The organism is Bradyrhizobium oligotrophicum S58, assembly GCF_000344805.1.
Classification (GTDB): domain Bacteria; phylum Pseudomonadota; class Alphaproteobacteria; order Rhizobiales; family Xanthobacteraceae; genus Bradyrhizobium; species Bradyrhizobium oligotrophicum.
The window spans coordinates 4,731,204-4,755,615 of sequence record NC_020453.1 but is presented as its reverse complement, the minus strand read 5'-3'; the positions used below and the strand labels follow the sequence as shown (position 1 = coordinate 4,755,615).

Sequence of the window (24,412 nt, the reverse complement as noted above, 5' to 3'; positions counted from 1 at the left end):
CCGTGTGGTCAATGATTCGGGTGTATGGTAACCGGGCGGCTGATGGGGGCACGAAGAACGCCATTGCAGGATTTCCAAACCCTGTATATTGGCGGGGCAAGCTGCCATCGTTCGCCGGGCCTCCGTCGGCTGGTGCTGCTGATCCGGGTTCCTGTTTGAGCGCTCTGGATCGGAGGCGTACCGGCCTTATGGAGTGTGTGGATTGGAGTTTGTGAGTGGCCCCGTTTCCGAAGTTTTCGGACCGCAAGTTGTCCGCCAAATTTCGGTAAAGGGGCGCTGCGGGGCAAATCTGGTTTTGCGCGATCGCGAAGGAAGTTTAACGGCCGGGGTGACGCGGATCATCCGGGGGTCGGGTCTTAAAGGAACAAGCACGAGGTTGAACGATGAGTGAGATTGGCGAGCGGGTTAAGAAGATCGTGGTCGAACACCTTGGTGTCGAGCCCGAGAAAGTGGTCGACAACGCAAGCTTCATTGACGACCTCGGTGCCGACAGCCTCGACACGGTCGAGCTCGTCATGGCCTTCGAGGAAGAGTTCGGGTGCGAGATTCCGGACGACGCCGCCGAAACGATCCTGACCGTCGGCGACGCCACCAAGTTCCTCGAGAAGAACGCCAAGAGCTGACGCTCAGGCGGGAGTTGTGCGAAACCGGCCGATCCGTCACGTGCGGTCGACCGGTTTCTTGCTGTTGGCGGCGTCGCAGCTGCCGCCTGCGGCCCCCGGCGCACGATGCGGAAGCTCCGTCAGCGCCTAGGAGTTGTTGCTCGAAACAATGACCTGAGGTGCAAGTGACGGACGTAAGCCGACCGGTTGCGCTCAAGGTTGGGTCTGGAGAAACGAATATGAGGCGGGTTGTCGTCACGGGCCTTGGCATGGTTTCGCCGCTTGGCTGTGGTGTGGAAACGACCTGGCAGCGCATCCTTCAAGGCAAGAGCGGCGCTCGCAGGATCGAGACGTTCGACGTTTCCGATCTGCCCGCCAAGGTGGCGTGTCAGGTGCCGCGTGGTGACGGCACCGATGGCACGTTCAATGCCGATCAATGGATGGAGCCGAAGGACCAGCGCAAGGTCGATGACTTCATCATCTTCGCCATGGCCGCTGCACGCCAGGCGCTCGATGATGCCGGCTGGCATCCCGCAACCGAAGACGATCGCTGCGCGACCGGTACGCTGATCGGCTCCGGCATCGGCGGCCTGTCGGGCATCGCCGACACCGCGATCCTATTGAAGGAGCGCGGTCCGCGGAAGGTGTCGCCGTTCTTCATCCCCGGGCGGCTGATCAATCTCGCGTCGGGCTATGTCTCGATCGAGCACGGGCTGAAGGGCCCCAATCACTCGGTGGTCACGGCCTGTTCGACGGGTGCCCATGCGATCGGCGACGCCAGCCGGCTCATCGCGCTCGGCGATGCCGACGTCATGGTCGCGGGCGGTGCGGAGTCTCCGATCTGCCGAATCGGCATGGCCGGGTTCTGCGCAGCGCGCGCGCTGTCCACCGGCTTCAACGACACGCCGGAGCGGGCGTCGCGTCCCTACGATAAGGATCGCGATGGCTTCGTCATGGGCGAGGGCGCCGGCGTGGTCGTGCTCGAAGAATATGAGCACGCGAAGGCGCGCGGCGCGCGGATCTATGCCGAGGTCTGCGGCTACGGATTGTCCGGCGACGCCTATCACATCACTTCGCCATCGCCGGACGGCAATGGCGGCTTCCGCAGCATGAGCGCGGCATTGAAGCGCGCCGGCATCACCGCTGCCGATCTCGACTACATCAACGCCCATGGCACGTCGACGCAGGTCGGCGACGAGATCGAGCTCGGCGCCGTCGAGCGCCTGCTCGGCAATGCTGCATCGAAGATCTCGATGTCCTCGACCAAATCCTCCATCGGTCATCTGCTGGGGGCTGCCGGCGCCGTGGAAGCGATCTTCAGCATTCTCGCGATTCGCGATAACATCGCGCCGCCGACGATCAATCTGGACAACCCGTCGGTGGAGACCGCGATCGACCTGGTGCCGCACGCGCCTCGGCAACGCGAGATAAATGTTGCGTTGTCGAACTCGTTCGGTTTCGGCGGCACCAATGCGTCGGTGGTCCTGCGGCGCGTGGTGAGCTAGTGCGGAAGGACGGAATACCGCTGCCGTGTGTTGCCACTTCGTCACGCGGATTTCCGACTGCAGCCACACTAGAACCCAACAGTTCGCGTGTCTTTCGCAGATGGGCCGAAGGCGCTGATTGTAGATGGAGCGCTTGGCGGCGAGACCCGGTGAAAACACCGTTTCGCCGTATTCGATGACGATTCGTTGGGATGGGCGTAGACTTCAGGTCGCTTGCGTGGGGTGCGCACGGCCACGACGAGAGCGACAGCACTGAAGGTTGCATCGATGAGTGAACGGCCGCCCATCTCGCCCCGCAGTCCGCGCGCAGCGCTCGAGCCCGAACGCGTGCCGCCACCGCCGCGTCGCTCGGACCGGGCGCGCAATCCCTTTGTCGTGGTCGGCAACGCGATCATCACCCTGCTCATCCTGGCCATGATCGGTGCGGGGGGGGCCTACTACTACGGCCGTCAGATCCTGGAAACGCCCGGACCGTTGCAGGACGACAAGATCGTCAACATTCCGCAGCGCGCCGGCAAGCGCGATATCGCCGATGTGCTCGCGCGCGAGGGCGTGATCGACGTCAATCCCTGGATCTTCATCGGCGGCGTGTACGCGCTGAAGGCCAGCTCCGACCTGAAACCCGGCGAGTATGCATTCCAGAAGAATGCCTCGCTCCGCGAAGTGATCGGTGTGATCGTCGAAGGCAAGGTCGTGCAGCACGGGGTCACGATTCCCGAAGGTCTGACCTCGGAGCAGATCGTAGCCCGCCTGTCGGACAACGAGATCTTCACCGGCAGCGTGCGCGAGATTCCGCGCGAAGGAACGTTGTTGCCCGAGACCTACAAGTTTCCGCGCGGCACCAGCCGCGATCAGGTCATCCAGCGCATGCAGCAGGCGCAGAAGCGTGTTCTGGCCGAGATCTGGGAACGGCGCAGTCCGGACCTCCCGGTGCGGACGCCGGAGCAGTTGGTCACGCTCGCCTCGATCGTCGAGAAGGAGACCGGCAAGCCCGATGAACGCAGCCGCGTCGCCGCCGTGTTCGTGAACAGGCTGCGGCAGAGGATCAAGCTGCAGTCCGATCCCACCATCATCTACGGTCTGGTCGGTGGCAAGGGAACGCTCGGGCGCCCGATCAAGCGCAGCGAGATCACCCAGCCTTCGCCCTACAACACCTATGTGATCGAGGGGCTGCCGCCGGGGCCGATCTCCAATCCCGGCAGGGCGTCGCTGGAAGCGACGGCAAACCCGGCGCGGACGCGCGATCTCTATTTCGTTGCCGACGGGACCGGAGGCCACGCCTTCACGGAGACCTACGACCTGCACCAGAAGAACGTCGCCAAGCTCAGGGCGATGGAACGGCAGACCCAGAACGACACCGTCGAGCCCGAGGAAGCACCGCCAGCTCTGGCGGGCGGCGCCGCGGACCCGGCGGCGTCGGGCGCGGCGCCCCGGGCGCCCGCAGGGGCCAAGAAGCCGCCCGCCAATCGTGCATCCGGCGGCGCTGCCGCGCCTGGCGGCGCCTTACCCGCCGGTCGACAGGGCGCGGCGCAATCGGGCCAGCCGGTCGTTCAACAATAATTTTCCACGCATGCCGGCCGCGCAGAACCGGGCTTAACATTTGGCCAAAAGGCCGTAAGGTTCGCGCACTTTTGGTGGGGCTGAGTCTGTCGCCCGTTCCCTGATGTGCCGGAGACATTGACGAAATGGCGCTGTCGAGCATGACCGGCTTTGCCCGTAGCCACGGGGCGAGCGGTCCCTACTCGTTCGAGTGGGAATTGAAATCGGTCAACGCCAAGGGATTGGACGTCCGGGTACGGCTGCCGCAAGGCTGGGACGAGGTCGAGGCCTTCGCCAAGAAGCGCGCCACGGAGGTGCTGTCCCGCGGCACCGTCTACGCGAATCTCACCGTCAAGCGCACCGAGACCGGCGCGAGTGTGCGGATCAACGAGGAGGTCCTGGCTGCGGTCGTCAAGATGGCGAGTTCGCTCGCCGGCAGGATCGACGCGGTTGCGCCGAGCATCGACGGGTTGCTGTCGATCAAGGGCGTGATCGAGGTGGCGGAGCCGGAGAGCGACGAGGCCGAGGACAAGGCCGCCAAGGAGGCCGCGACGGCAGCCTTCGAGACCGCGCTGACGCATCTGATCGAAATGCGCCGCCGTGAAGGCGACACGCTCGGCCAGATCCTCAACCAGCGCGTCGACGAGATCGAGGCGCTGGCGAAGAAGGCCGAGGCTTCGCCCGGCCGCAAGCCCGAAGCCGTCAAGGCGCGGCTCGCCGAGCAGGTCGCGGCCTTGCTCGACACGTCCGATCGCTTCGACCCGGATCGTCTGGCGCAGGAAGCATTGCTGATTGCGGCCAAGGCCGATGTCCGCGAGGAGCTCGATCGCATCGCCTCGCACATCGCGCAGGCGCGCGAGATGCTCGGCAAGGGTGGGCCGGTCGGCCGCCGGCTGGATTTCCTCGCCCAGGAATTCCACCGCGAGGTCAACACTACCTGTTCGAAATCAAACGACATCGAGCTGACGAATATCGGTCTCGAGCTGAAGACGGTGGTCGAGCAGTTCCGCGAACAGGTCCAGAATCTGGAGTGATCCATGGCGGCTCACGACGGAAGCTTCGATGGGGTCGAACGGCGCGGCCTGATGTTCGTGCTGTCATCACCTTCGGGGGCGGGCAAGACGACGCTGTCCCGCCTCTTGATCGAGCGCATGCCGGGATTGCGGATGTCGGTGTCGGCGACGACGCGCCCGATGCGGCCCGGTGAGGTCGACGGTCGCGACTATCACTTCGTCGACCGCGCGCGGTTCGAGGACATGGCCAAGCGCAACGAGCTGCTCGAATGGGCGACCGTGTTCGACAACCGCTACGGCACGCCGCGCGCGCCCGTCGAAGCCGCGCTCTCCGCCGGCCAGGACGTGCTGTTCGACATCGACTGGCAGGGCACCCAGCAGCTGCGCGAGAAGGCCCGGCAGGACGTGGTCAGCGTGTTCATCCTGCCGCCCTCGGCCGCCGACCTGGAGAAGCGTCTGCACACGCGTGCGCAGGACTCCGACGAGGTCATCCGCGGGCGCATGAGCCGCGCCAGCCATGAGATGAGCCACTGGGCGGAGTACGACTACATCGTCATCAACCGCAACATCGACGATGCGTTTGCCGAGGTGCAGTCGATCCTGAAGGCCGAACGCCTGAAGCGCGAGCGCCGGACCGGACTGACGACCTTCGTGCGCGAACTGCAGCGCCAGCTCGAGAGCTGAACGTCTCCCGCTACGCCCGTCGACCAAGGCGCGCCAGGATGTCCTGGATGCCGTCGAGCGACTCATCGTGCTGAATGCTGTGCGGTCGCGGTCGCAGCGCCTGAGGCCGTGGAATGAAGTCGAGCGGCGGGGTCGCCGGGTCCTCGAATTGCGACGGGACGAACGGGGACCGCTGCTGCTGCGGTCGCTGCGGGGGCTGTTGATATTGCTGCTGTTGAGGCGGTCGCTGCGGCTGCTGTTGATACTGCTGCTGTTGAGGCTGCCGCCGTTGCTGCGGCTGCTGTTGGTGCTGCGGCTGCGGCCTGTCGAGGACCGGCGGCGCGGCCGGGATCGATGAGCGCGATTCCAGCAGACTCATCAGCTGAGCCGTGGGATCGTCATGCATGGATCCGACGATCTGCGGCGCTTCGGCTGAAGATTCCTCGTGTTCGTCGTCAAACGGCTCTGCATCGAGCTCGTCTTCAGGCAATGAAAAGCGCGACTGCAGGAGATTGATCAGGGCCGCCGCGGGATCGTCGAGCTCGTCGTCGTCTGCGGCAGTGGGCGCCTTCGACATGGCTGCAGCTTCGGTCGCAGCCGTTTGGTCGTCCGCCGGATAGGCCGGCTGCCGCGCCGCGTGCGCCCGAAGCGCCTCGACAAGTGCAGCCGCAGGATCGGCTGACGCTGCTGTCGGCTGATTGGATGTGACACGAGTGGGTTGCGCGTCCAGCTGGCCGCCGCGCAAACGATTCATCAGCTGCTGCGCGGCCTGAGATGCGGTTGGCTCGGTCGCGGGCGGCGAAGCTGCAGGGGACGGCACGACTGCAGCCGCAGCGTCGCCGCTCTCGGTCGTTGCAGGTTGTGCCGTCTGCCGCTTGGCCGCGCGCGAAACCAGCAGCGCCGCAATCACCTTGGCAGCGTCGATCGGAGCGCCGCCGCCGGCTGCGGACGTCGCATCGCTGGCGCGGGCCTTGCGCAGGGCGGAAACGATTTCGCCGACGTCGACGGGAGCGGGCGGTGCGGCAGCCGCGGCATCCTGGGTCGGAGGCACAGGCGGTGGTGGCGGTGCGGCCATCGAGGCAGGTGCGGGATTGGCGGCAGCGGGTCTCTGCGTTGCAGGCCAGGCCTGGGCCTGCTGGGGCTCGGTCGCTGCGGCGTGGTTCGACGGAGCCTGGCGGGCAGCCGGAGCCGCGGCCGCGTTGGCCTTGGCTGCGGCGACCTTGGCCGCGGCGATCTTGGCGGCAGCGGCCTGCGCAGCAGCCATTTGAGCCGCAGCCATCTGCTGTTGTTGCTGTGCCGTCGGCGCCGCTGGCGCCGGCGCGCTTGGAGTGGCTGGAGACGGTTGAACGTCGGCCGCAATCATCTGATCCGCAGGTGCGGCCCGGCGGACCGCGGCGCGATCTGAGAGCTGATCCACCGCTTGCCACACGGCGTCGGTAGCCTGCGTCCGGGGCATCTCCGCAGCCGCGTCATGGTCGCGTCGGCGCGCGGCGACGGCCGGATGATCCTGGTGCTGTGGCGAGGGGGCCTGGGATTGTGCCTGGCGATAGGCACGGGTCTCCGCGTGCTCCGGCTGCGACGCCGACAGCCGTGCGCTCGCGAGGTCGAGCGCGGAAGCCGGCTGAGCGCCGCGGCTGGAGGCGACGTGAGACGGCGCTGGCGGCATGCTGCCACGGCCCGCGCGCAGCGCTGGGGGCGGCGGCGCCTTGGCCCTCGGCTTGGTGCGGGCGCGCCGGATTTGTGTCGCGTCTCCGTGCCAGCTCCCGTTGCGCCGCCGTCGTCGCCCCATGCGGCTGAGCCGGTACAGCGCGCTGGCCAGCAGGCCTGAAATCGCGAGCGCGCCGATCACCACCAGCATCAGCACGTGGATCGGCGCTTCGGGCTTGGTCGTCTTCGACGGGGCAGCACCCTGGCCGTCGCCCGTGGACGCCGGATTGGCGTCCGCATCGGCATTGCCGTCATCGGCCATGGCTGCGGGCGCCGTATCGCTCGCGGTCGTCTCCGGTTGTGGCGGGGGCGAGGATGGCCAGGGTGAGGAGGCGTCGAGGCCACGCGACAGGCTGGCGTCGGAGGCCGTCAAGGTCGTCGGCGTAACCGCCACATTTTGCGGTTTCGGCGTCCCCCTGACGGCGAGGTCGGTCCGCAAACGAGGTTGCGGCGCCTCGGCCATCGCATCTGCAGCAGCGCGAGGGGCCGGGCCATCCGCGCGTCGGGGCGTCAGCTTCGGCGGGGCGGGCTGGGCAAAGTCCCAAGGAGCGGGCTGCTGGGTGGAGCGGGCCAATGCCGCGGTGTCGCGGGTGCCGCCGTTGGCGTCCTTCAGATACCAACACCGCCGATTGGTGCCGCGATCGAAGCGATAATACCAACGTTGCGCATCGGATTTCTCTCCGGTCGGCTCGGTGAGGCATTCCTCCGCGGCGATGACGACGCGCGGCAGCAGGACCACGACCGTCCCGAGGAATCCGGTTGCAATGGCAAATGCAACTCCTGCCGTTCGGCTTGCCATTGATGACTCCGGATACGCTTACGCAACGGCGCGTTCTCGGAGACAAGTTGGGTGGCAATGAGCCGCAATTCCGGATTAATTCTGGCTCGGATCTTTCGTCTCCGGGTGCGGCTTTTTTCACACAAGAGGATCCGCGTCGCGTTGCGACTTTGGCCGCGATCCCGCGCCAAATCGGCCACATCAGTGCGGGCAGGGCGTGTATTTCACCCTCGGCGTTCAGGGGCGTGCACTAACAACCGTTGCGTTTGTGGACAAATGATCGGAGATTGCGACGACGTCGCAACGCTGATCCCGGCAGTTCAGCTCGACCGGGCACTTGGCCAGACGTCGCCGAACGGCAACGCGGCGCGGGGCGCGGCTCCACGACATGCGGCGATCGGCAGGCAGCTCAATCAAGCGCTTCGCGGCATCACCGTCGACACCATCGCCACGTGCTTCGCGCGATGGAGCAGCGAGCGGCAATCTCGGACAGAGTTGCTGCCGCCCGCGATGTCCGCGGAGAGACTAATCAGTTGGTCAGCACCACCCGTCCGACCACGTGACCGGCGCGCAGCGCCTCGATCCATTTCTGGACGTCGCCCATCGGCTCCTCGCGCATCGGCGGCGGCTTGATCTTGCCGGCCCGGGCCAGCGTCATCAGCTCGTGCGCTTCGGTCAGCGTGCCGACCATGAAGCCCTCGATGGTCATGCGCTTGTACACCCACTGAACCATCGGCAAGGTGAACTGGCCGCCCATCAGTCCGGACACCACGATCTTGCCGCCGCGTGCGACGACGGCGACCGCAAACGCCATCGACTTCTCGTTGCCGGCGAAGTCGACGACCTCGTCGAAGCCGCCGCCCGTCTCCTTGAGAATGCGCTTGATCACGTCCGGCTCGGACGGATCATAGGCGGTCGTGGCGCCATTCTGCAGCGCCGTGTCGCGCGCGGCGGCCGAGAGGTCTGCGACCGAGATCGGCTGCTTGAACATGGCCTGCGCGAACGACAGGCCCATCATGCCGACGCCGCCGAGCCCGATCAGCAGCAGATTGCGCTGGCGCGGCCGATCGACCAGGCGCTTCAGCGCGCCATAGGCGGTCACGCCCGAGCACATCAGGGTCGCCGCCTGATTGACCGGCAGCGGATCATATTCCAGCAGATATTTCGCGTCGGGCACCAGCACATGCGTGGCGAAGCCGCCGTCGATCGAGACGCCGAGGAAGCGCTGTTTGGTGCACAGGTTCTCATCGCCATTGGCGCAGTCGCGGCACTGGCCGCAGCCGATCCACGGAAACACCGCGCGCCGTGCGCCGATCAGCTCCTTCGGCACGTCGGTGCCGACTTCGTCGACGACGCCGGCGATCTCGTGTCCGAGCGTGAACGGCAGCGTCATGCCGCGCGTCGTGTCCAGGCGCTTGCCGCCGCCGAGATCGGCATAGCCGTCCTGGATGTGCAGGTCCGAGTGGCACAGGCCGCACCGCTCGATGCGGACGAGCACTTCCCGGCCTTGCGGCTTCGGCGTCTCGACGATGGTTTCACAGAGCGGCGCATCGAACTTGACGAGCGACTGACGGCGCATCAACGCCATGATGAATCTCCCTGAAATGCTTGTTGATTAGGATTGGGCTTCGCTACGACTATTGGTCAATTCACGGGCCATGGCAACAAAGCCCGACACCGGGATGGTCTCGGCGCGGCGGGTGGAATCGACCCCGGCCGCGGCAGCCAGACGCGCGGGATCGGCCGGCAGCGACTTCAGGCTCTGCCGCAGCATCTTGCGGCGCTGGCCGAAGGCGGCCGCGGCGACCTGCTCGAGCGCGCGCCGGTCGCACGGCTCGGGCGCGGCGCGCGGCACCAGCCGCACCACCGACGACGTGACCTTCGGCGGCGGCACGAAGGCCGAAGGCGAGATGTCGAACAGGATCTTGGTCTCGCAGCGCCAGTTGGCGAGCACGCCGAGCCGGCCATAGGCCTCCTCGTTCTCGCGCGCGACGATACGTTCGGCGACCTCGCGCTGGAACATCAGCACCATCATGTCGTACCAGGGTGGCCACGGCTCGGCCGAGAGCCAGCCGACCAGCAGGTGGGTCGCGATGTTGTAGGGCAGGTTGGCGACGATCTTCGCTTTGCCGGCGCCGAGATAGGGTCTGACATCGAAGGTGCGGGCGTCGGTGCAGACGATCTCGAGCCGTCCGGGATAGCGGTGGGCGATGGCCTGCAGCGCGGGGATCGCGCGCTCGTCGTGCTCGACCGCGATGACGTGGCGGGCGCCGAGCGCGAGCAGGGCGCGCGTCAGGCCGCCCGGACCCGGGCCGATCTCCACCACGGTGGCGTCCTCGAGGGGGCCTGCGGCTCGCGTGATACGGGCGGTGAGATTGAGATCGAGCAGGAAGTTCTGACCGAGCGCCTTGCGCGCCGACAGCTGATGTTCGCGAATGACCTCGCGCAGCGGCGGGAGGTCGTCGATCGCGCTCATGACGACCGGCTGGCCATGCGCGCGGCAAGCTGGAGCGCCGCGATCAGGCTCGCCGGATTCGCGCTGCCCTTGCCGGCGATGTCGAAGGCCGTGCCGTGGTCGGGCGAGGTGCGGATGAAGGGCAGGCCGAGCGTCACGTTGACGCCCTCGTCGAACGCCAGCGTCTTGATCGGGATCAGCGCCTGGTCGTGGTACATGCAGATGGCGCAGTCATAGGTCTGGCGCGCGGCTTCATGAAACATCGTGTCCGCCGGCAGCGGTCCCTTCACGTCGAGGCCGGCGTTGCGCAAGGTCGCGATTGCCGGCGCGATGATCGTGTCCTCCTCGCCGCCGAGCGTGCCGTCCTCGCCCGCATGCGGATTGAGTCCCGACATGGCGATGCGCGGCCGCGCCACGCCGAAATAGCGACGCAGGCTCGCCGCGACGATGCGGGTGGTCGACGTAATCAGCGGACTCGTCAGCTGCTCGATCGCGTCGCGCAACGCGACGTGGATGGTCACGGGCACCACGGCGAGGACGGGCGACCACAGCATCATGACCGGCTGCGGCGTCGCTCCGCCTTCGGCGGCGAGCTCGGCGAGAAATTCGGTATGGCCGGGATGCGAGAAGCCGGCGCGGTAGAGGACGGCCTTGGCGATCGGGTTGGTCACGACGGCGCTGGCGCGTCCGGCCTGGACGTCGGCGACGGCCTGGCGGATCGAGCCGATGGCGGCTTCGGCGCTGGTCGGATCGGGGCGACCGGGCAGGGCGGTGACACGGTGCCCGGTGGAGACCACCGGCAGCGCCGTCGCAAACGCGTGCGCGGCCTGCTCGGGCTGCACCTCGGCCACGGCAATCTGCAGTCCCAGCAGCTTGGCGCGGTGCGCCACAAAGGCGGGATCACCGAGCACGTAGAACGGCGGAAGCTCCAGCGCGGTACGGCGCAGCCAGGCCTGCAGCGTGATGTCGGGTCCGATGCCTGCCGGCTCCCCCAGGGTCAGCGCGAGGGGCTTCGTCATCAGCGGTATTCGATCATCGCCGCCTTGCGGACTTCCTGCAGATAGGCCTTCGAGGTGGCCTCGTATTTCTTCGCGTACATCTGCTCCTTGATCTCGCGCTTCTTCGGCGTGTCGATCGTGGTCGGCGTGCGCGCGCAGAGCGCGACCATCTGGATGCCCTGCTTGGTCGCTTCGGGCGGAGTGAGATGGCCGATCGGGGTGTCGTCGAGCAGCTTGCGCAGGTTGGGCGGAATGTCTGCGGAGGTCTTGACCACGATCTCCTTGATGACGGCATTGGCCGTGGTCTTGAAGACGGTGTTGGCGTCGGCGCAGCTCTGCACCCGCGTGCGCAGGGCCTCTGCTTCCTTCTGCCGAATTTCCATGGCGCCCTGATTGGACGAATTCGAGACGATCAGGACGATCGGCTGCATCTTGTATTCGAACGCCTGTCCCTGCTGGTCGGAATCGCCGCCGGCCGCTGCGACGGCTGCGGCCACGTCCTTGTCGGAGACGATCAGGCGTTCCTTGTAGCGGCCGCGCACCAGGCTGGTCCAGACGATCTCTGCCTTGATGCGGGACTTGAGCGTCTCCGCCCGCACGCCCTGGCTTTCGAGCGATTTCGCCAGCTGCTCGGCGTTGAGCCGCATGCGAGAACCCATGCCGGCAAACGACTGGTCGACATCGGAGGAGGTCGGTTCGACGCCGTACTTCTTGCCTTCCTTGATCTTCACCTTGTCGTCGATCAGCTCGTTGATGACTTCCTGGCGGCTCTGCTGCTTGCGCGTGCTCAGGAAGTTCAGCTTGGTCCGCTGCTCGACGTCGTAGTCGGTGATGGGATCACCATTCACCATGACGACAATGCTCTGTGCCTGAGCCGACATCATGCCGGCGCCGCAGACCAGCGCTGTGAGAGCGCAGATGGCGGGGGTCCGGAGACGAGAAAGGAACGCGATCGTCATGACCAAGCTTCGCTGTTCGCAATGAATCCAACTGGAAACGCCGCCCAGGCCTTTGCTGCATGGCTCAGGACGCGGGCCCTTCGAACCCAAGAGCACCAGTCGGAGACTGGCGCTGCGCTACTGAAGGCCCCCGGCCGCACTTCCCGTCGACGAGGAGTTGGCAAGTGTCCGGAGTCCGATCTGGAGCATATAGGCATGGCTCAGAACGGGTGGGGTGGTACCTGCCGTATAACTATACGACGTTACATAGTTGGCGGCCAGTACGAAACAATCGTCCACATAGCCGGCGCCGATCACATACTGGTTGATCTTGTTGGCGGCCAGATCCCAGCGCGCTGCACCGGTCACGACCCAGTTCGGCGCAACCTTCACCGAGCCGCTGCCCAGAATGCCTTCACGTCGGGCGAGGTAGCCGAGCGCCGGATCCGCGGCATAATTGCCGTAGGTCAGCGCCATCGACCAGCGGTCGAAGTTGGCCTTGGCTTCCGCCTCGAAGCGCTGGACGTTCAAGGTCTGCTGGTCGAACCGGCTGCGCATGCTGAACGTGTAGGTCCGGTTCGGCGAGTAATCCACCCGCGCCACGTAGTCCGACACGGTCTTGTCCAGGCCGGATCCGATGGCAGTGTTGTTCGCGTCCTGCACTGCGAACGAGTTCATGCCGAACAGCTGGTAGGACTGGCCGAACAGCACGTTGATGGTGCCGCCGCGGTCGAACTGCGTCGTGGCCTGGACGCCGACATTGGCGCGGCCGCCGCCTTCGACACGGTCGTAGCCGGAGAACTTGTCGACGCTGAACAGGTTGCTGGCGTCGAACACCATGCTCTGCGCGTCCTCGTTCGGCAGCCGGCCGGCATAGCTCTCGTTCGGCCGGATGATCACCTGCGCGATCGGCTCGATCGTCGTGGTTCCCCACGGCTGGACGTTGATGAACGGATAGCGATATTCCAGGCCGACGGTCGGCATCAGGCGCAGCGCCTGGGTGTCGCCGGTCGGCAGGAAGTTGCCGACGCCGGGCTGGGCCGACACGTTGGCGTTGATCGCGTCCGCCCGCAGGATCGCAAACGGCGTCCAGATCTGGCCCAACGGATCGGTGAAGGAGCGCCGCCACTCCGCCTGTGCGGTCAGGCGCGTATAGGTTCCAGGCGCGGCGCGCAGCAGGCACTGCGTGGGCAGGCGCGCGTTCGGGTCCGCCGATGTGGTCGTGCACAGGCCGGCGGTATTGGCCTGGGTGGTGATCGGATCGAACACCGCCTGTTCGCGGCTCAGATTGACGAAGTTGGTCTTGTAGCTGACCTCGCCGCCGAACACCGGGTAGTTCAGCACGTTCGAGTAATCCAGCACCGGATAGACCACCGGCACGGTCTGCTGGTTGCCCGAGAAGCTCAGATAGTGGATCGCCCTGATGTCGAAGAAGCTGCGGCTGCCGACGCCGGTCAGATACAGCTGCGAGATCGCTTCCGTCGGCAGGCTCATGAACGAGTTGAACGGGTCGCGGTACTGCGCAAGCCGGTAATCCGACAGGAACATGTAGTCGGACAGCAGGATGCCGTCCCAGCCGAACACCCACTTGTCGTTGATCGAGAACTGGCCCTTGGTGTCGACGCCGCCGCGGAACTGGCGGTTGCCCGGTTGGCCGGCGAAGGCGTTGGGGTCGAGCTGGTCGATGCCGTAGAGGCGCACCTGATAGGCGCCATTGCTCAGGCGCTGGCGGAATTCGGCCTGCACCAGCACGCCCTGCTTGGAGGTGATGCGCGGCGTGAACGTCGCGTCGTAATCCGGCGCGATCGCCCAGTAATAGGGGATGTCGACGCCGAAGCCGTAGCCGCCGGTCTGGGTGACGCCCGGCATCAGGAAGCCGCTCTTGCGCTTCACGGTCGGGTCGGGCGTCGAGAAATACGGGATGTAGGCCATCGGAACGCCGAAGAATTCGAGCTGGGCGTTCTCGAAATAGAGCATCTTCTCGTTCTGGTCGTGGATGATGCGCGCACCCTTGACCTGCCACAGCGGCGGCTTCTTCGGGTCGTCCTTACAGGGCGCGCAGGCCGTGTACACGCCGTTCTCGAAGACGGTGTAATTGCCCTTCGAGCGGTCGGCGCGGGTCGCCGCCATCCGCGTCTGATCCTCGGTCTCGACGCGCAGCGAATCGACGAAGCCGTCGCGATAATCGTCCGACAGATCGAGGCTGTTGGCGTAGGTGATCTTGCCGTCGGCGTCGGTCATGCGGATGTTGCCTTCCGCATGCAGGCGCTTGGTCTTCTGGTCGTAGATCACCCGGTCGGCTTCGACCGACGTGCCGTTGTAGAACAGCTGCACGTTGCCGACCGCCGACACGCGCGAGTTGTTGTAGTCGTAGTCGACCTCGGTCGCCTGAACCAGCATCTGGTTGTCGTTGGCCACACGCGGCGGCGGCGGCTTGGGCGGGCGCGGATTGTAGGTGAAGCTCTGGGCAGCCGCAGGGGACAACGCCGCGTCAACGGTCGCGGCGAGCACGAGGCCGAGCGTCAGCGCAAACACGCATGCGAGTACGGCAGACCCGGCGCAACGGGCGCGCGAACGCAGACCGCGCGCAACGGCATGCAGCCGGAGCGCGGCGAGCGCTGTCTGACGGACGGCAACGAACGACACTAGCCGTCCTCCTGGTAGAGCAAAGCCATAAAACCGGTGAGGCCGCCGACGAACACCGGCAGCCACGCCGCAGCGATCGGATTCATCAACGCAGCCTTGCTCAAATCTTCCGTTACTTTCGACAGCACGTAGAGCAGAAAGCCGGCGCCCACGCCACTCAAAACCATTTTTTGAACGCCACCCATACGGAAGAACCTGAGGGACACGGACGCAGCCAGCATGACCATCGCAGCCAGCAAAAATGGCTGTGCGATCAGCTTATGATACTGCAGCCGGTACCCCGCGGTCGCGAACCCTGAACTCTCCGACGAACGGATGTAGGTCGGCAGTTGCCAAAACGACACAGTTTCGGGGGTGGAGAAGCTGTTTCGGACCTGCGCTGGCGTTAGAGTGGTGGGCAAGATGAACGTCGGTTCGTCCACCGGCGGGGCGTCGAGGGAGAATCGGCGCACCGACTTGAAAACCCATTGGCCTTCTTCGAGCGTCGCCTCGCGCGCCTCGATTCGGTCCTTGAAGTGCTTGTCTGCATCAAAACGAAACAGCGTCAGTCCGGTCAGCCGCACGCCCTGCTGCTCGCTGCGGGCGGCGTTGATGATGACCGCACCATCGGGGTTGATCTGGTTGAGCCAGAAGCCTGAGGCATCCTGCACGCCGCCGCCGGGCGCGGAGCCGAACAGCTCGGCTTCCATGCGCTTGGAGAGCTCGCGGAGATTGGCCGACATCGGGTTGTAGAGCGTTGTGGCCATCAGGCCGAGCACGATCGCGCTGGCGAGCGCCGGCGCAATGAACTGCCAGGCCGAGACGCCGGCGGCGCGGGCCACCACGAGCTCGAGCCGCCGCGACAGCGCGAGGTAGCAGGTCATGGCGCCGATCAGCACGCAGAACGGCATCATCTTCTCGAGCAGCTGCGGCACGCGGAACAGCGAGGTTTCCGCCACCATCAGCGCCGATGCGGAAGCAAGGCCCGAGGTCTTGCGCACCATCTCGATGTAATCGACGAGCACGAGCAGGATGAAGATGCTCGCGAACACGCCCACCGCCGAGACCAGGAAGCGGCCGGCGAAGTAGCGCCCAAGCGTGTTGGTGACCATGCTCATGCGGTGGCCGGCCTTCTGAACAGCCGCGCGATTCGCGCATTCGAGCGGTTGATGGCTTCCATCAGCCGCGCCGGCGGCTCGACGACCACGCCGCCGATGATGATCCAGATGCTGAGGCCGAGAACGCCGAACAGCATCAGGTACTGCACCAGCGCCGCAATCGGCGTTTTTACCGTCATGACCGAACAGGCAAAGCCGGCCATGCGCACGCCGAACACGGCGAGGATCGCGCTGCCGAACGAGAAGTTGCGGCTCTGCCGCGTCGTGCGCGGCGCGCCCAGAAACGCGAAGGTGAGGGCGGCGAAGGCAAACGGATAGATCGGGGCGAGGAAGCGGTCATGCAGTTCCTGCCGGAACTGACCCGGAATCTGCTTGTAGATCGGATCGTCCTCGGCCGGCGCCATCAGCTCCCACAGATAGCGCTCGCGGATGCCGAGAGTGACGTCGCGGCCCTGATTCGAGAATTTCGACATGTCGAATGCGTAGCGGGCGAACGCGACCATCGCCGGCTCGCGCTTGCCCAGTTCGAAGCGCTCCAGATTGCCGTCCTCGAGCACCAGGAAGGAGCCGTCGGCATTCTTCACGACGGTGCCCTTTTCGGCGATGATCGTGACCCGCTCCTTGGGGGCGCGGCGATCGTCGATCAGGATGCCCGACAGATCGCCGCCGGGCTGGCGCTCGCGAATCCGGATGGTGAGATTCTGGTCGAGTTGGGCGAAGCGTCCGGGCTGCAGGATGTTGGCGAGCACGTCGGCGGTGATCTCGGCATCCCATTGCTTGATCCGGCGCAGGCCATCGGGAGCGAAAAAGGACGCGATCAAGGTCACCAGCACTGCGACGGCGCAGGTGGCATAGCCGAACGGGACGAACAGCCGGAAGGGCGACATGCCGGCCGCATTCATCACGATGATTTCCGAATCGGTCGCGAGCTTGTTCAGCGTGTGCGAGACCGCGATCATCAGCGCGATCGGCGCGATCACGCCCAGCAGGGAGGGAATCACGAGCCCGGTGATGCCGAGGAAGGTCAGGATGGTCTGGCCCTGGCTGGTCATCAGGTCGATGCCGCGCAAGGCCTGGGTAATCCAGATCACGCCGGTGAGGCTGACCAGCACCAACGCGAACGACGCGAGCGTCGTGCGAAAGATGTACCTGTCGATGGACCCCATCGTGTGTGCTCGATCCCCAATCAGCCGTCCCGGAACGAGCGCTGCAGCCACCCTTGAAGCGGGTCCCCCAGGCTGCCGTCGCCGTCACGTTCCAAGTGCAGTGAATATCTTTACCATCCCTTTGATCCGTCGACAAAATGGCTGTGGCGTGGCGCCACGAAAATACGGTTAAAATTTCACTGATGTGGCTGCCTCGCCACGGGAAGGCTTGGCAGCTCCGGCCAAGGCGGGTCATACTGTTGCCAAGTTGGGTTCCGAACTGCCGCCATCCCCGCCTGTCCGCTCGGATTTTGGCCGGTCGCGGCGGCTCTCACGTCGAAATTTGGAGGATTGCTTGATGTCCGACACCGTCAAGGTCGGCTTCGTTCCGCTGTCGACCGCTCCGCGCGGTATCATGGTGGCCTTTTGTGATGAGACGCTGCGGCTTGGCGTCGCAACCGAGAAGGCGCTCGGGGGAGCCTCGGACCTGATCAAGCGCGCCGCGTCCGCCGCCCGCTTCAAGGGCAAGGATGGCGCGGTGCTCGATCTGCTGGCTCCTGAGGGAATCAAGATTCAGCGCTTGATCGTGGTCGGAACCGGCAAGGGTAAGGATCTGCACGACAAGGATTTCCTCAAATATGGCGGGACTTTAGCCGGAAAGCTGAACGCCGGGACTGAAGCGGTGACGGTGCTCGCCGAGTTGCCCGCCGGGCCGCTGAGCCCGGATCAGGTCAGCTCGCTGGCCGCGGGTGTCCGGCTGCGGGCCTATCGATTCGACCGCTACAAGACCAAGAAGAAGGACGAGGAAGGTGGCGTCAGCGCCAACCTGTCGATCGCCGTGGCGGACGTCGCAGCCGCCAAGAAGGCGTTCGCGCCGCGCGCTCATGTCACGGACGGCGTGATTCTGGCGCGCGATCTCGTGAACGAGCCGCCGAACGTGTTGTACCCGGAAGAGTTCGCCAAGCGCGCCGCCGCCCTGCGCAAGCTCGGCGTCACCGTCGAGATTCTCGACGTTGCCGCCATGACGAAGCTCGGCATGGGGGCGCTGCTCGGCGTCGGCCAGGGCTCGGCGCGCCCGAGCCGCACCGTCGTGATGCGCTACAATGGCGGCAAGAAGGGCGAGCAGCCGGTGGCCTTCATCGGCAAGGGCGTCTGCTTCGACACCGGTGGCATCTCGATCAAGCCGGCCGGCTCGATGGAGGACATGAAGGGCGACATGGGCGGCGCCGCCTGCGTGGTCGGCCTGATGCACGCGCTGTCGGCGCGCAAGGCCAAGGTCAACGTGATCGGCGCGATCGGCCTGGTCGAGAACATGCCGGACGGCAATGCGCAGCGCCCGGGCGACATCGTCACGTCGATGTCCGGGCAGACCATCGAGATCATCAACACCGACGCGGAGGGTCGCCTCGTGCTCGCCGACGTGCTCTGGTACGTCGCGACCAAGTTCAAGCCCAAATTCATGATCGATCTGGCGACCTTGACCGGAGCGATCATGGTCGCGCTCGGCACCGAGCATGCCGGACTGTTCTCCAACAATGACGATCTCGCCGACAAGCTGCTCAAGGCGGGGCAGGAGACCGGCGAAAAGGTCTGGCGCATGCCGCTCGGTCCCGAATACGACAAGCTTGTCGATTCGCAGTTCGCCGACATGAAGAACACCGGCGGCCGCCACGGCGGCTCGATCACAGCCGCGCAGTTCCTGCAGCGCTTCGTCAACGACACGCCCTGGGCGCATCTCGACATCGCCGGCACCGCGATGGGCGCGCCAAAATCGGAGATCAACCAGAGCTGGGGATCCGGTTATGGCGTTCGGCTGCTCGACAGGCTGGTGTGGGATTCCTACGAAGCGAAAGCGTAACGGGCGATCAGGCGGATGACCGAAGTCCTGTTCTATCATCTGCAGAACATGACCGTGGAAGGCGTGCTGCCGCCGCTGCTCGAGAAGTCGCTCGAGCGCGGTTGGCGCGTGGTGGTGCAGTCGACCTCGGAGGAACGTGCAGATGCGCTCGATGCGCATCTGTGGACGTATCGTGATGATTCGTTTCTGCCGCATGCCACCTGGCGCGTGGCCGATGTGGCCGATCAGCCGATCGTCCTCGCGGTGGAGGAGGGCAATCCGAACGGAGCGAACGTCAGATTCCTGGTGGATAACGCGCCGCTGCCGACCGACTCGCACACCTATGAGCGCATGGTGCTCGTCTTCAACGGTGACGACACGGACGCACTCGCTGCAGCGCGATCGGCCTGGACCGATTGCAAAACGCGCGGATTCGAGGTCACATACTGGCAGGCCGATGAGCGGGGGCGTTGGCAACGCCGGCAATGATGCGTAAGCCCCGTTGCGTAAGCCCGTGAAGTGCCGATGATGGCAGCGCCGCGCGATTAATGATAATCTGCCGATTTGCCGGCAGAGCGTTGGCAAAGCCACGAACGTGCCGCAAAGTGATGTTGGGACAACACGTTAGAGTGTCCACAGGTTGCAATTCAGCAAGGTTCATCGTGCGAGACCACAACAAACAACTGACGCGCGCTCTGGCGTTCCTTCTGCTTGCCCCGGTCATCACCGGATGCTCGGGCGCGCCCGATTTCCTGTCCAAGGACACGGAATGGTTCAACCGGCCGCAGCGCCTGTTCATCAAGAGCATCTCGATCGACGCGCCGCCGCTGTCCCCGGACAAGCCCGTCACGGCCGAGGATCTCGTCAGCGCCGAAGGCGCATGCCCGGGCATGGCGCCTGCGGGCGCGAATGCGCTGGCGAATGATCCAGCCGCTGCACCGCCGCCAGCCGCCGGCGGCACCGTTGCGCTCGGCCATACCGAATGCGACGTCGTGCGCGGCATCGGCGCGCCGGACAGCGTCAACATCGGAAACAATGGCGGTGATCGCGTCGCAACCGTGACGTGGCTGCGCGGCGCGCGCGCCGGCGTCTACACGTTCAGCGCCGGCCGCCTGACCTCGGTCGAGCGCGCGCCTGATCCGGGTCCGGCGCCGAAGATGGCCAAGCCCTCCAAGGCAAAGAAGCGGGCGAGCTGAGCCCGCTGCTTCGCGCAGCGAACTGCCGGGCGCATCCCGAACATCGGTGTCAGCCGCTCACCTCGTCGTAGAGCGTGCTGGCTTCGAGCCATTGCTCTTCGGCGCGCGCCAGCGCGTCGGCGGCATTCGCCCGCGCTTTCGACAGCTGCGCCGCCTGCTTCGGATCGCGCGTGAAGATGTCCGGCAGTGTCAGCGCATCGTCGATCTTGGTGATGATCTCGGTGATGCGCGCAATCTCGGCCTCGGCTGCCGAGATCTTCTGCTTCAGTGCGCTTCGCTTGTTGTCGCCGCGCGGCCGCTCCGTCTTCTCGCTCGTCGGAGCACGTTCGGGATCGCGCGCCGGTGTGCCGCTGCGCGATGACAGCACCATGCGCCGGTAGTCGTCGAGATCACCGTCATAGGTCTTGACGGCGCGATCGGCCACGACCCACAGCCGGTCGGCGCAGGACTCGATCAGGTAGCGGTCGTGCGACACCATGATCACGGCGCCGGGAAATTCGTTGATCGCCTCGGCGAGCGCAGCGCGGCTGTCGATGTCGAGATGGTTGGTCGGCTCGTCCAGGATGATCATGTTCGGGCCGTAAAAGGTCGCGAGCCCGAGCAGCAGCCGCGCCTTCTCGCCGCCCGACAGACTCTTCACCAGCGTATCGGCGGCCTTGCCCGAGAATCCGATCGCGCCGGCGCGCGCGCGCACCTTCGACTCCGGCGCATCGCCCATCAATTTGCGCACGTGACTGTAGGGCGAGCCGGCTTCGTCGAGCTCGTCGAGCTGGTGCTGGGCGAAATAGGCGATCGACAGCTTGTCCGCGCGCGTGACCTTGCCGGAGAACGGCGCGAGCCGGCCGGCCAGCAGCTTCACCAGCGTCGACTTGCCGTTGCCATTGGAGCCGAGCAGCGCGACGCGGTCGTCATTGTCGATCCGCAAGGTGACGCGGTTGAGCACAGGCTGCGCCGGATCGTAGCCGACCGAGGCGTTGTCGACGGCGATGATCGGCGGCGACAGCAGTTTCTCCGGCGCGGGAAAGCTGATCTCGCGCACGTCCTGGGTCACGAGCGCGGTGATCGGCTTCATCCGCTCCAGCATCTTGACGCGGGATTGCGCCTGGCGCGCCTTCGACGCCTTGGCCTTGAAGCGTTCGACGAAGGCCTGCAACCGGGCGCGCTCGGCCTCCTGGCGCTTGACCGCCTTGGCGTCGAGCATCTCGCGGGTGGCGCGCTGCTCCTCGAACGACGAATAGCCGCCGCGGTAGAGGGTCAGCTTGCCGCGGTCAAGATGCAGGATCTGGTCGACCGAGGTCTCCAGGAGATCGCGGTCATGGCTGATCACGATCACCGTGCGCGGATAGTGCGCCAGATGATCCTCGAGCCACAGCGTGCCTTCAAGGTCGAGATAGTTGGTCGGCTCGTCCAGGAGCAGCAAATCGGGCGCGGCGAACAAGGTGGCTGCGAGCGCCACCCGCATACGCCAGCCGCCGGAGAACTCCGAACATGCGCGCGCCTGGTCGGTGGCGGAGAAGCCGAGGCCGCTGAGGATCGCCGCGGCGCGCGCCGGCGCTGAATGGGCGTCGATGTCGACCAGCCGGGTCTGGATTTCGGCGATGCGGTCCGGATCGACGGCGGTGTCGGACTCGCGCAGCAGCGCGTCGCGCTCGAGGTCGGCCCGCAGCACCACCTCGATCAGGCTTTCGGGGCCGCTCGGGGCTTCCTGCGCCAGGCTGCCGACGCGCCATCGCGGTGGCAGGCTGATGCTGCCGCTCTCCAGCGACAGTTCGCCGCGGATCGCCTTGAACAGGGTCGATTTGCCGGTTCCGTTCCGGCCAACCAGGCCGACGCGCGCGCCGGGCGGGATCTGCACCGAACTCTGGTCGATGAGAAGCCGTCCGGCGAGGCGGATCGAGATGTCGGTGATGGAAAGCATGCGCGCCTTGTCACCGCGCGCGCGGCCAAACGCAACCGCTTTATCGCGGCCACAGGCGGCCGAGCTCTACTCGAGCCGGACAAACTGCTCGTCTCGTCTGCGCAACTCGTTCATGAGCTGCGCCAGCGGATCGGGCAGATGGGAGCCGTCGGGGGGCAGGCTGCGCTGCAGCCTTTCGCCCACGGCGTCGCAGATCGATCGGCTGGTCTTGCGATCGAGCGCCTCGCTGAAATCGGCGGTGCGGCCTGTCATGACGGAATTCCACGGGCATGTTCAATATGATGCCGTGACAAGTCGTGGCGGGCCGATTTGTTTCCGGCAGCGGCCGAAATGCGTGGGATTTAGTTGAAATTGCGTGAAAAAAGCCCCGGCGTGGGGGAAACGCCGGGGCGATGCGAGTTCGGTGTGGCGGGGGGCGGATGCCGCACCGAGGCTCGTATCAGAAGCTCGTCAGTAGCAGCGGTTGATCAAGCGCCAGCGCGGGCCCCAGGGGGTCGGAACCACGCGCCGCACGTAGCAGCCGCCGTAGCCGTATCCGTAGGCCGGGCCGCCGACGAAGAAGCGCGGACCGTAGAACGGACGATGCCAGCCACCATAGCCGCCATGCCAACCACCTCCATGCCAGCCGCCGTGCCAATGAGCCGAGGCGGCGGTCGGGGCGAGGGCGGCTGCGCCCAGGGCAACGGTGGCCGCGGCGATGAGCGAGAGTTTGCGCAACATGTTCGTCTCCTGGATGACAGCGCTTGTGGCGCCGAAATTGTCCGACGGATGAGGCTGGGAGAAGGCGGCCACCGGTTAAGCTGCTGGCTCGTCCTCGCCCGGTACCAATCATCCTAGGGCATGGGAGCTGAACGATGGTGGCACGGTCCCTTCAGACTATGTTCATAATCGTGAAATTGTCGTAAGGCGTCGCGCCGCCGGTTGGATCTCGGTCGCTTGCCGTCGACCGATCGCGTCGATATAAGCCCGCAACTCCTCCAAATCCCGCACCTCCAAGGACGATATCATGGCGATTGAGCGCACCTTTTCGATCATCAAGCCCGACGCGACCGAGCGTAATCTCACCGGTGCGGTCAACGCGCTGATCGAGAAAGCCGGCCTGCGCATCGTGGCCCAGAAGCGCATCCGCATGACCCGCGAGCAGGCCGAGACCTTCTATGCCGTGCACAAGGCGCGGCCGTTCTTCGGCGAACTCGTCGACTTCATGATTTCCGGGCCCGTCGTGGTCCAGGTGCTGGAGGGCGAAGGCGCCATTCTGAAGTATCGCGACGTGATGGGCGCGACCGATCCGTCCAAGGCGGCCGAAGGCACCATCCGCAAGGCGCATGCGAAGTCGATCGGCGAGAACTCGGTGCACGGCTCGGACGCGGCCGAGACCGCCGCGATCGAGATCGCGCAGTTCTTCTCCGGCAACGAGATCGTCGGCTGATCAATCCTCGTGCGGCGAAGGGCGACCTCCGCCGCACGACGCTCGTGCTAGACGCTGAACTTGTCTGAAAGGTCCGGCCGTGAACTGGCTAACGCAGCTCGCTGATTCCGCCAGCTTCGGTCATATGCTCGCTCAATTCGAGGCCGACCTGCAGAGCCCGGGCTTCTGGCTCGCGCTCGGCAAGATCATCTGGATCAACGTGCTGTTGTCCGGCGACAATGCGCTGGTGATCGCGCTTGCCTGCCGCGGCCTGCACGGCAAGCATCGTTTTTGGGGCATGGTCGCCGGCTCCGGCATCGCGGTCGCGCTGCGCATCGCCTTCACCGGCATCGTCGCCACCTTGATGGCGCTGCCCTATCTGAAGCTGGTCGGCGGGCTGGCGCTGCTCGTGATCGCCGCCAAGCTGCTGGTTCCCGAGGACGAGAACGACGAGATCGCGGCCGGCACGACGTTGTGGCATGCCGTCCGCATCGTCGCGCTCGCCGATCTCGTGATGAGCCTCGACAACGTGATCGCAGTCGCTGCCGCAGCCAACGGACAGGCCTCGCTGCTGATCATCGGCCTTGCCATGAGCATCCCGCTGATCATCGCGGGCGCAGCCCTGATCATGCTCGTGCTCGACCGCTTCCCGCTGCTGGTCTGGCTCGGCGCCATGCTGCTCGGCTGGGTGGCCGGCGAGGTTATCGCGACCGACCCCGCGATCGAGCCGCTGCTGCACCATCTCCTCGACGGCACCGTCGTCATCAACATCGAGGCGGCCTCGGGCCTGTTCGCCGGCAAGACCAACCTCGCAACTCATGTCGACGTCATGGAAACGCTGATGTCGCTGCTCGGCGCTGGCGTGGTGCTGGTCGCCGGCTCGATCTGGCGCGGCCGCGCGCTGCAGCGCCAGGCCGAGGGCGAGCTGGAACCGGTGCCTGCGCGCGGCGTCGATCTGCCGTAGTTG

21 protein-coding genes are annotated in these 24,412 nt (G+C 65.7%); 10 read left to right on the top strand and 11 right to left on the bottom strand.

Translation table 11 applies throughout. The features are described 5' to 3' along the window. Nucleotides 1-383: 383 nt before the first annotated feature. From S58_RS20430 to gmk, 5 genes are all read left to right on the top strand, one after another. The gene (locus S58_RS20430) at nucleotides 384-623 is read left to right on the top strand and encodes an acyl carrier protein (protein ID WP_006610957.1); all 240 of its coding nucleotides are present in this window, start codon (nucleotides 384-386) and stop codon (nucleotides 621-623) included. Between the two features lie 218 nt (nucleotides 624-841). Continuing rightward, complete coding sequence (fabF, locus tag S58_RS20425) at nucleotides 842-2,107, top strand: beta-ketoacyl-ACP synthase II (RefSeq protein WP_015667270.1); 1,266 nt, start codon at nucleotides 842-844, stop codon at nucleotides 2,105-2,107. A gap of 267 nt (nucleotides 2,108-2,374) precedes the next feature. Then, nucleotides 2,375-3,667, top strand: a complete 1,293-nt coding sequence (gene mltG / locus S58_RS20420) for an endolytic transglycosylase MltG (protein ID WP_015667269.1) — start codon at nucleotides 2,375-2,377, stop codon at nucleotides 3,665-3,667. Nucleotides 3,668-3,792: 125 nt separating this feature from the next. Then, nucleotides 3,793-4,680, top strand: a complete 888-nt coding sequence (locus tag S58_RS20415) for a YicC/YloC family endoribonuclease (RefSeq protein WP_015667268.1) — start codon at nucleotides 3,793-3,795, stop codon at nucleotides 4,678-4,680. A gap of 3 nt (nucleotides 4,681-4,683) precedes the next feature. After that, nucleotides 4,684-5,343 carry a guanylate kinase gene (gene gmk, locus S58_RS20410; RefSeq protein WP_015667267.1) on the top strand — a complete coding sequence of 220 codons (660 nt, stop codon included), beginning with the start codon at nucleotides 4,684-4,686 and terminating at the stop codon, nucleotides 5,341-5,343. Nucleotides 5,344-5,353: 10 nt separating this feature from the next. On the opposite strand, the gene S58_RS20405 is transcribed toward gmk, so the two are convergent. From S58_RS20405 to lptF, 8 genes are all read right to left on the bottom strand, one after another. Further along, nucleotides 5,354-7,828: a hypothetical protein gene (locus tag S58_RS20405; protein WP_015667266.1), complete on the bottom strand. Its 2,475-nt coding sequence runs from the start codon at nucleotides 7,826-7,828 to the stop codon at nucleotides 5,354-5,356. A 508-nt stretch (nucleotides 7,829-8,336) separates the two neighbouring features. Continuing rightward, the gene (locus S58_RS20400; protein ID WP_015667265.1) at nucleotides 8,337-9,395 is read right to left on the bottom strand and encodes an alcohol dehydrogenase; all 1,059 of its coding nucleotides are present in this window, start codon (nucleotides 9,393-9,395) and stop codon (nucleotides 8,337-8,339) included. A gap of 27 nt (nucleotides 9,396-9,422) precedes the next feature. Then, the gene (gene rsmA, locus S58_RS20395; RefSeq protein WP_015667264.1) at nucleotides 9,423-10,283 is read right to left on the bottom strand and encodes a 16S rRNA (adenine(1518)-N(6)/adenine(1519)-N(6))-dimethyltransferase RsmA; all 861 of its coding nucleotides are present in this window, start codon (nucleotides 10,281-10,283) and stop codon (nucleotides 9,423-9,425) included. Beyond that, nucleotides 10,280-11,281: a 4-hydroxythreonine-4-phosphate dehydrogenase PdxA gene (gene pdxA, locus S58_RS20390; protein ID WP_015667263.1), complete on the bottom strand. Its 1,002-nt coding sequence runs from the start codon at nucleotides 11,279-11,281 to the stop codon at nucleotides 10,280-10,282. The genes rsmA and pdxA overlap by 4 nt, the downstream gene beginning before the upstream one ends. After that, nucleotides 11,281-12,219: a SurA N-terminal domain-containing protein gene (locus S58_RS20385; protein WP_015667262.1), complete on the bottom strand. Its 939-nt coding sequence runs from the start codon at nucleotides 12,217-12,219 to the stop codon at nucleotides 11,281-11,283. Before S58_RS20385 ends, pdxA begins: the two co-directional genes overlap by 1 nt. 117 nt (nucleotides 12,220-12,336) lie before the next feature. Next, nucleotides 12,337-14,844: an LPS-assembly protein LptD gene (locus S58_RS20380; protein WP_015667261.1), complete on the bottom strand. Its 2,508-nt coding sequence runs from the start codon at nucleotides 14,842-14,844 to the stop codon at nucleotides 12,337-12,339. Continuing rightward, entirely contained in the window at nucleotides 14,844-15,941 is a 1,098-nt protein-coding gene (gene lptG / locus S58_RS20375; protein ID WP_015667260.1) for an LPS export ABC transporter permease LptG, read from the bottom strand. Before lptG ends, S58_RS20380 begins: the two co-directional genes overlap by 1 nt. Beyond that, nucleotides 15,938-17,107: an LPS export ABC transporter permease LptF gene (lptF, locus tag S58_RS20370; protein ID WP_015667259.1), complete on the bottom strand. Its 1,170-nt coding sequence runs from the start codon at nucleotides 17,105-17,107 to the stop codon at nucleotides 15,938-15,940. The genes lptG and lptF overlap by 4 nt, the downstream gene beginning before the upstream one ends. A 337-nt stretch (nucleotides 17,108-17,444) precedes the next feature. On the opposite strand from lptF, the gene S58_RS20365 reads away from it, so the two are divergent. The 3 genes from S58_RS20365 to S58_RS20355 all read left to right on the top strand — a co-directional run bounded on the left by S58_RS20365 (nucleotide 17,445) and on the right by S58_RS20355 (nucleotide 20,119). Continuing rightward, complete coding sequence (locus S58_RS20365; protein WP_015667258.1) at nucleotides 17,445-18,944, top strand: leucyl aminopeptidase; 1,500 nt, start codon at nucleotides 17,445-17,447, stop codon at nucleotides 18,942-18,944. 15 nt (nucleotides 18,945-18,959) lie between these two features. Beyond that, nucleotides 18,960-19,412, top strand: a complete 453-nt coding sequence (locus tag S58_RS20360; protein WP_015667257.1) for a DNA polymerase III subunit chi — start codon at nucleotides 18,960-18,962, stop codon at nucleotides 19,410-19,412. Between the two features lie 218 nt (nucleotides 19,413-19,630). Beyond that, nucleotides 19,631-20,119 carry a hypothetical protein gene (locus tag S58_RS20355; protein ID WP_042340827.1) on the top strand — a complete coding sequence of 163 codons (489 nt, stop codon included), beginning with the start codon at nucleotides 19,631-19,633 and terminating at the stop codon, nucleotides 20,117-20,119. A 49-nt stretch (nucleotides 20,120-20,168) separates the two neighbouring features. Here S58_RS20355 and S58_RS20350 read toward each other — a convergent pair whose 3' ends face one another. The 3 genes from S58_RS20350 to S58_RS20340 form a co-directional block, all read right to left on the bottom strand. Continuing rightward, a complete protein-coding gene (locus S58_RS20350; RefSeq protein WP_015667255.1) occupies nucleotides 20,169-22,037 on the bottom strand; it encodes an ABC-F family ATP-binding cassette domain-containing protein in 1,869 nt (622 codons plus the stop codon). Between the two features lie 66 nt (nucleotides 22,038-22,103). Beyond that, entirely contained in the window at nucleotides 22,104-22,289 is a 186-nt protein-coding gene (locus S58_RS20345; RefSeq protein ID WP_015667254.1) for a hypothetical protein, read from the bottom strand. A gap of 198 nt (nucleotides 22,290-22,487) precedes the next feature. Next, entirely contained in the window at nucleotides 22,488-22,757 is a 270-nt protein-coding gene (locus S58_RS20340) for a hypothetical protein (protein ID WP_015667253.1), read from the bottom strand. A gap of 286 nt (nucleotides 22,758-23,043) precedes the next feature. On the opposite strand from S58_RS20340, the gene ndk reads away from it, so the two are divergent. Both ndk and S58_RS20330 read left to right on the top strand, forming a co-directional pair. After that, complete coding sequence (gene ndk, locus S58_RS20335) at nucleotides 23,044-23,466, top strand: nucleoside-diphosphate kinase (protein ID WP_015667252.1); 423 nt, start codon at nucleotides 23,044-23,046, stop codon at nucleotides 23,464-23,466. 79 nt (nucleotides 23,467-23,545) lie between these two features. Beyond that, nucleotides 23,546-24,409: a TerC family protein gene (locus tag S58_RS20330; protein ID WP_015667251.1), complete on the top strand. Its 864-nt coding sequence runs from the start codon at nucleotides 23,546-23,548 to the stop codon at nucleotides 24,407-24,409. The last annotated feature ends 3 nt before the right edge of the window (nucleotides 24,410-24,412 follow it).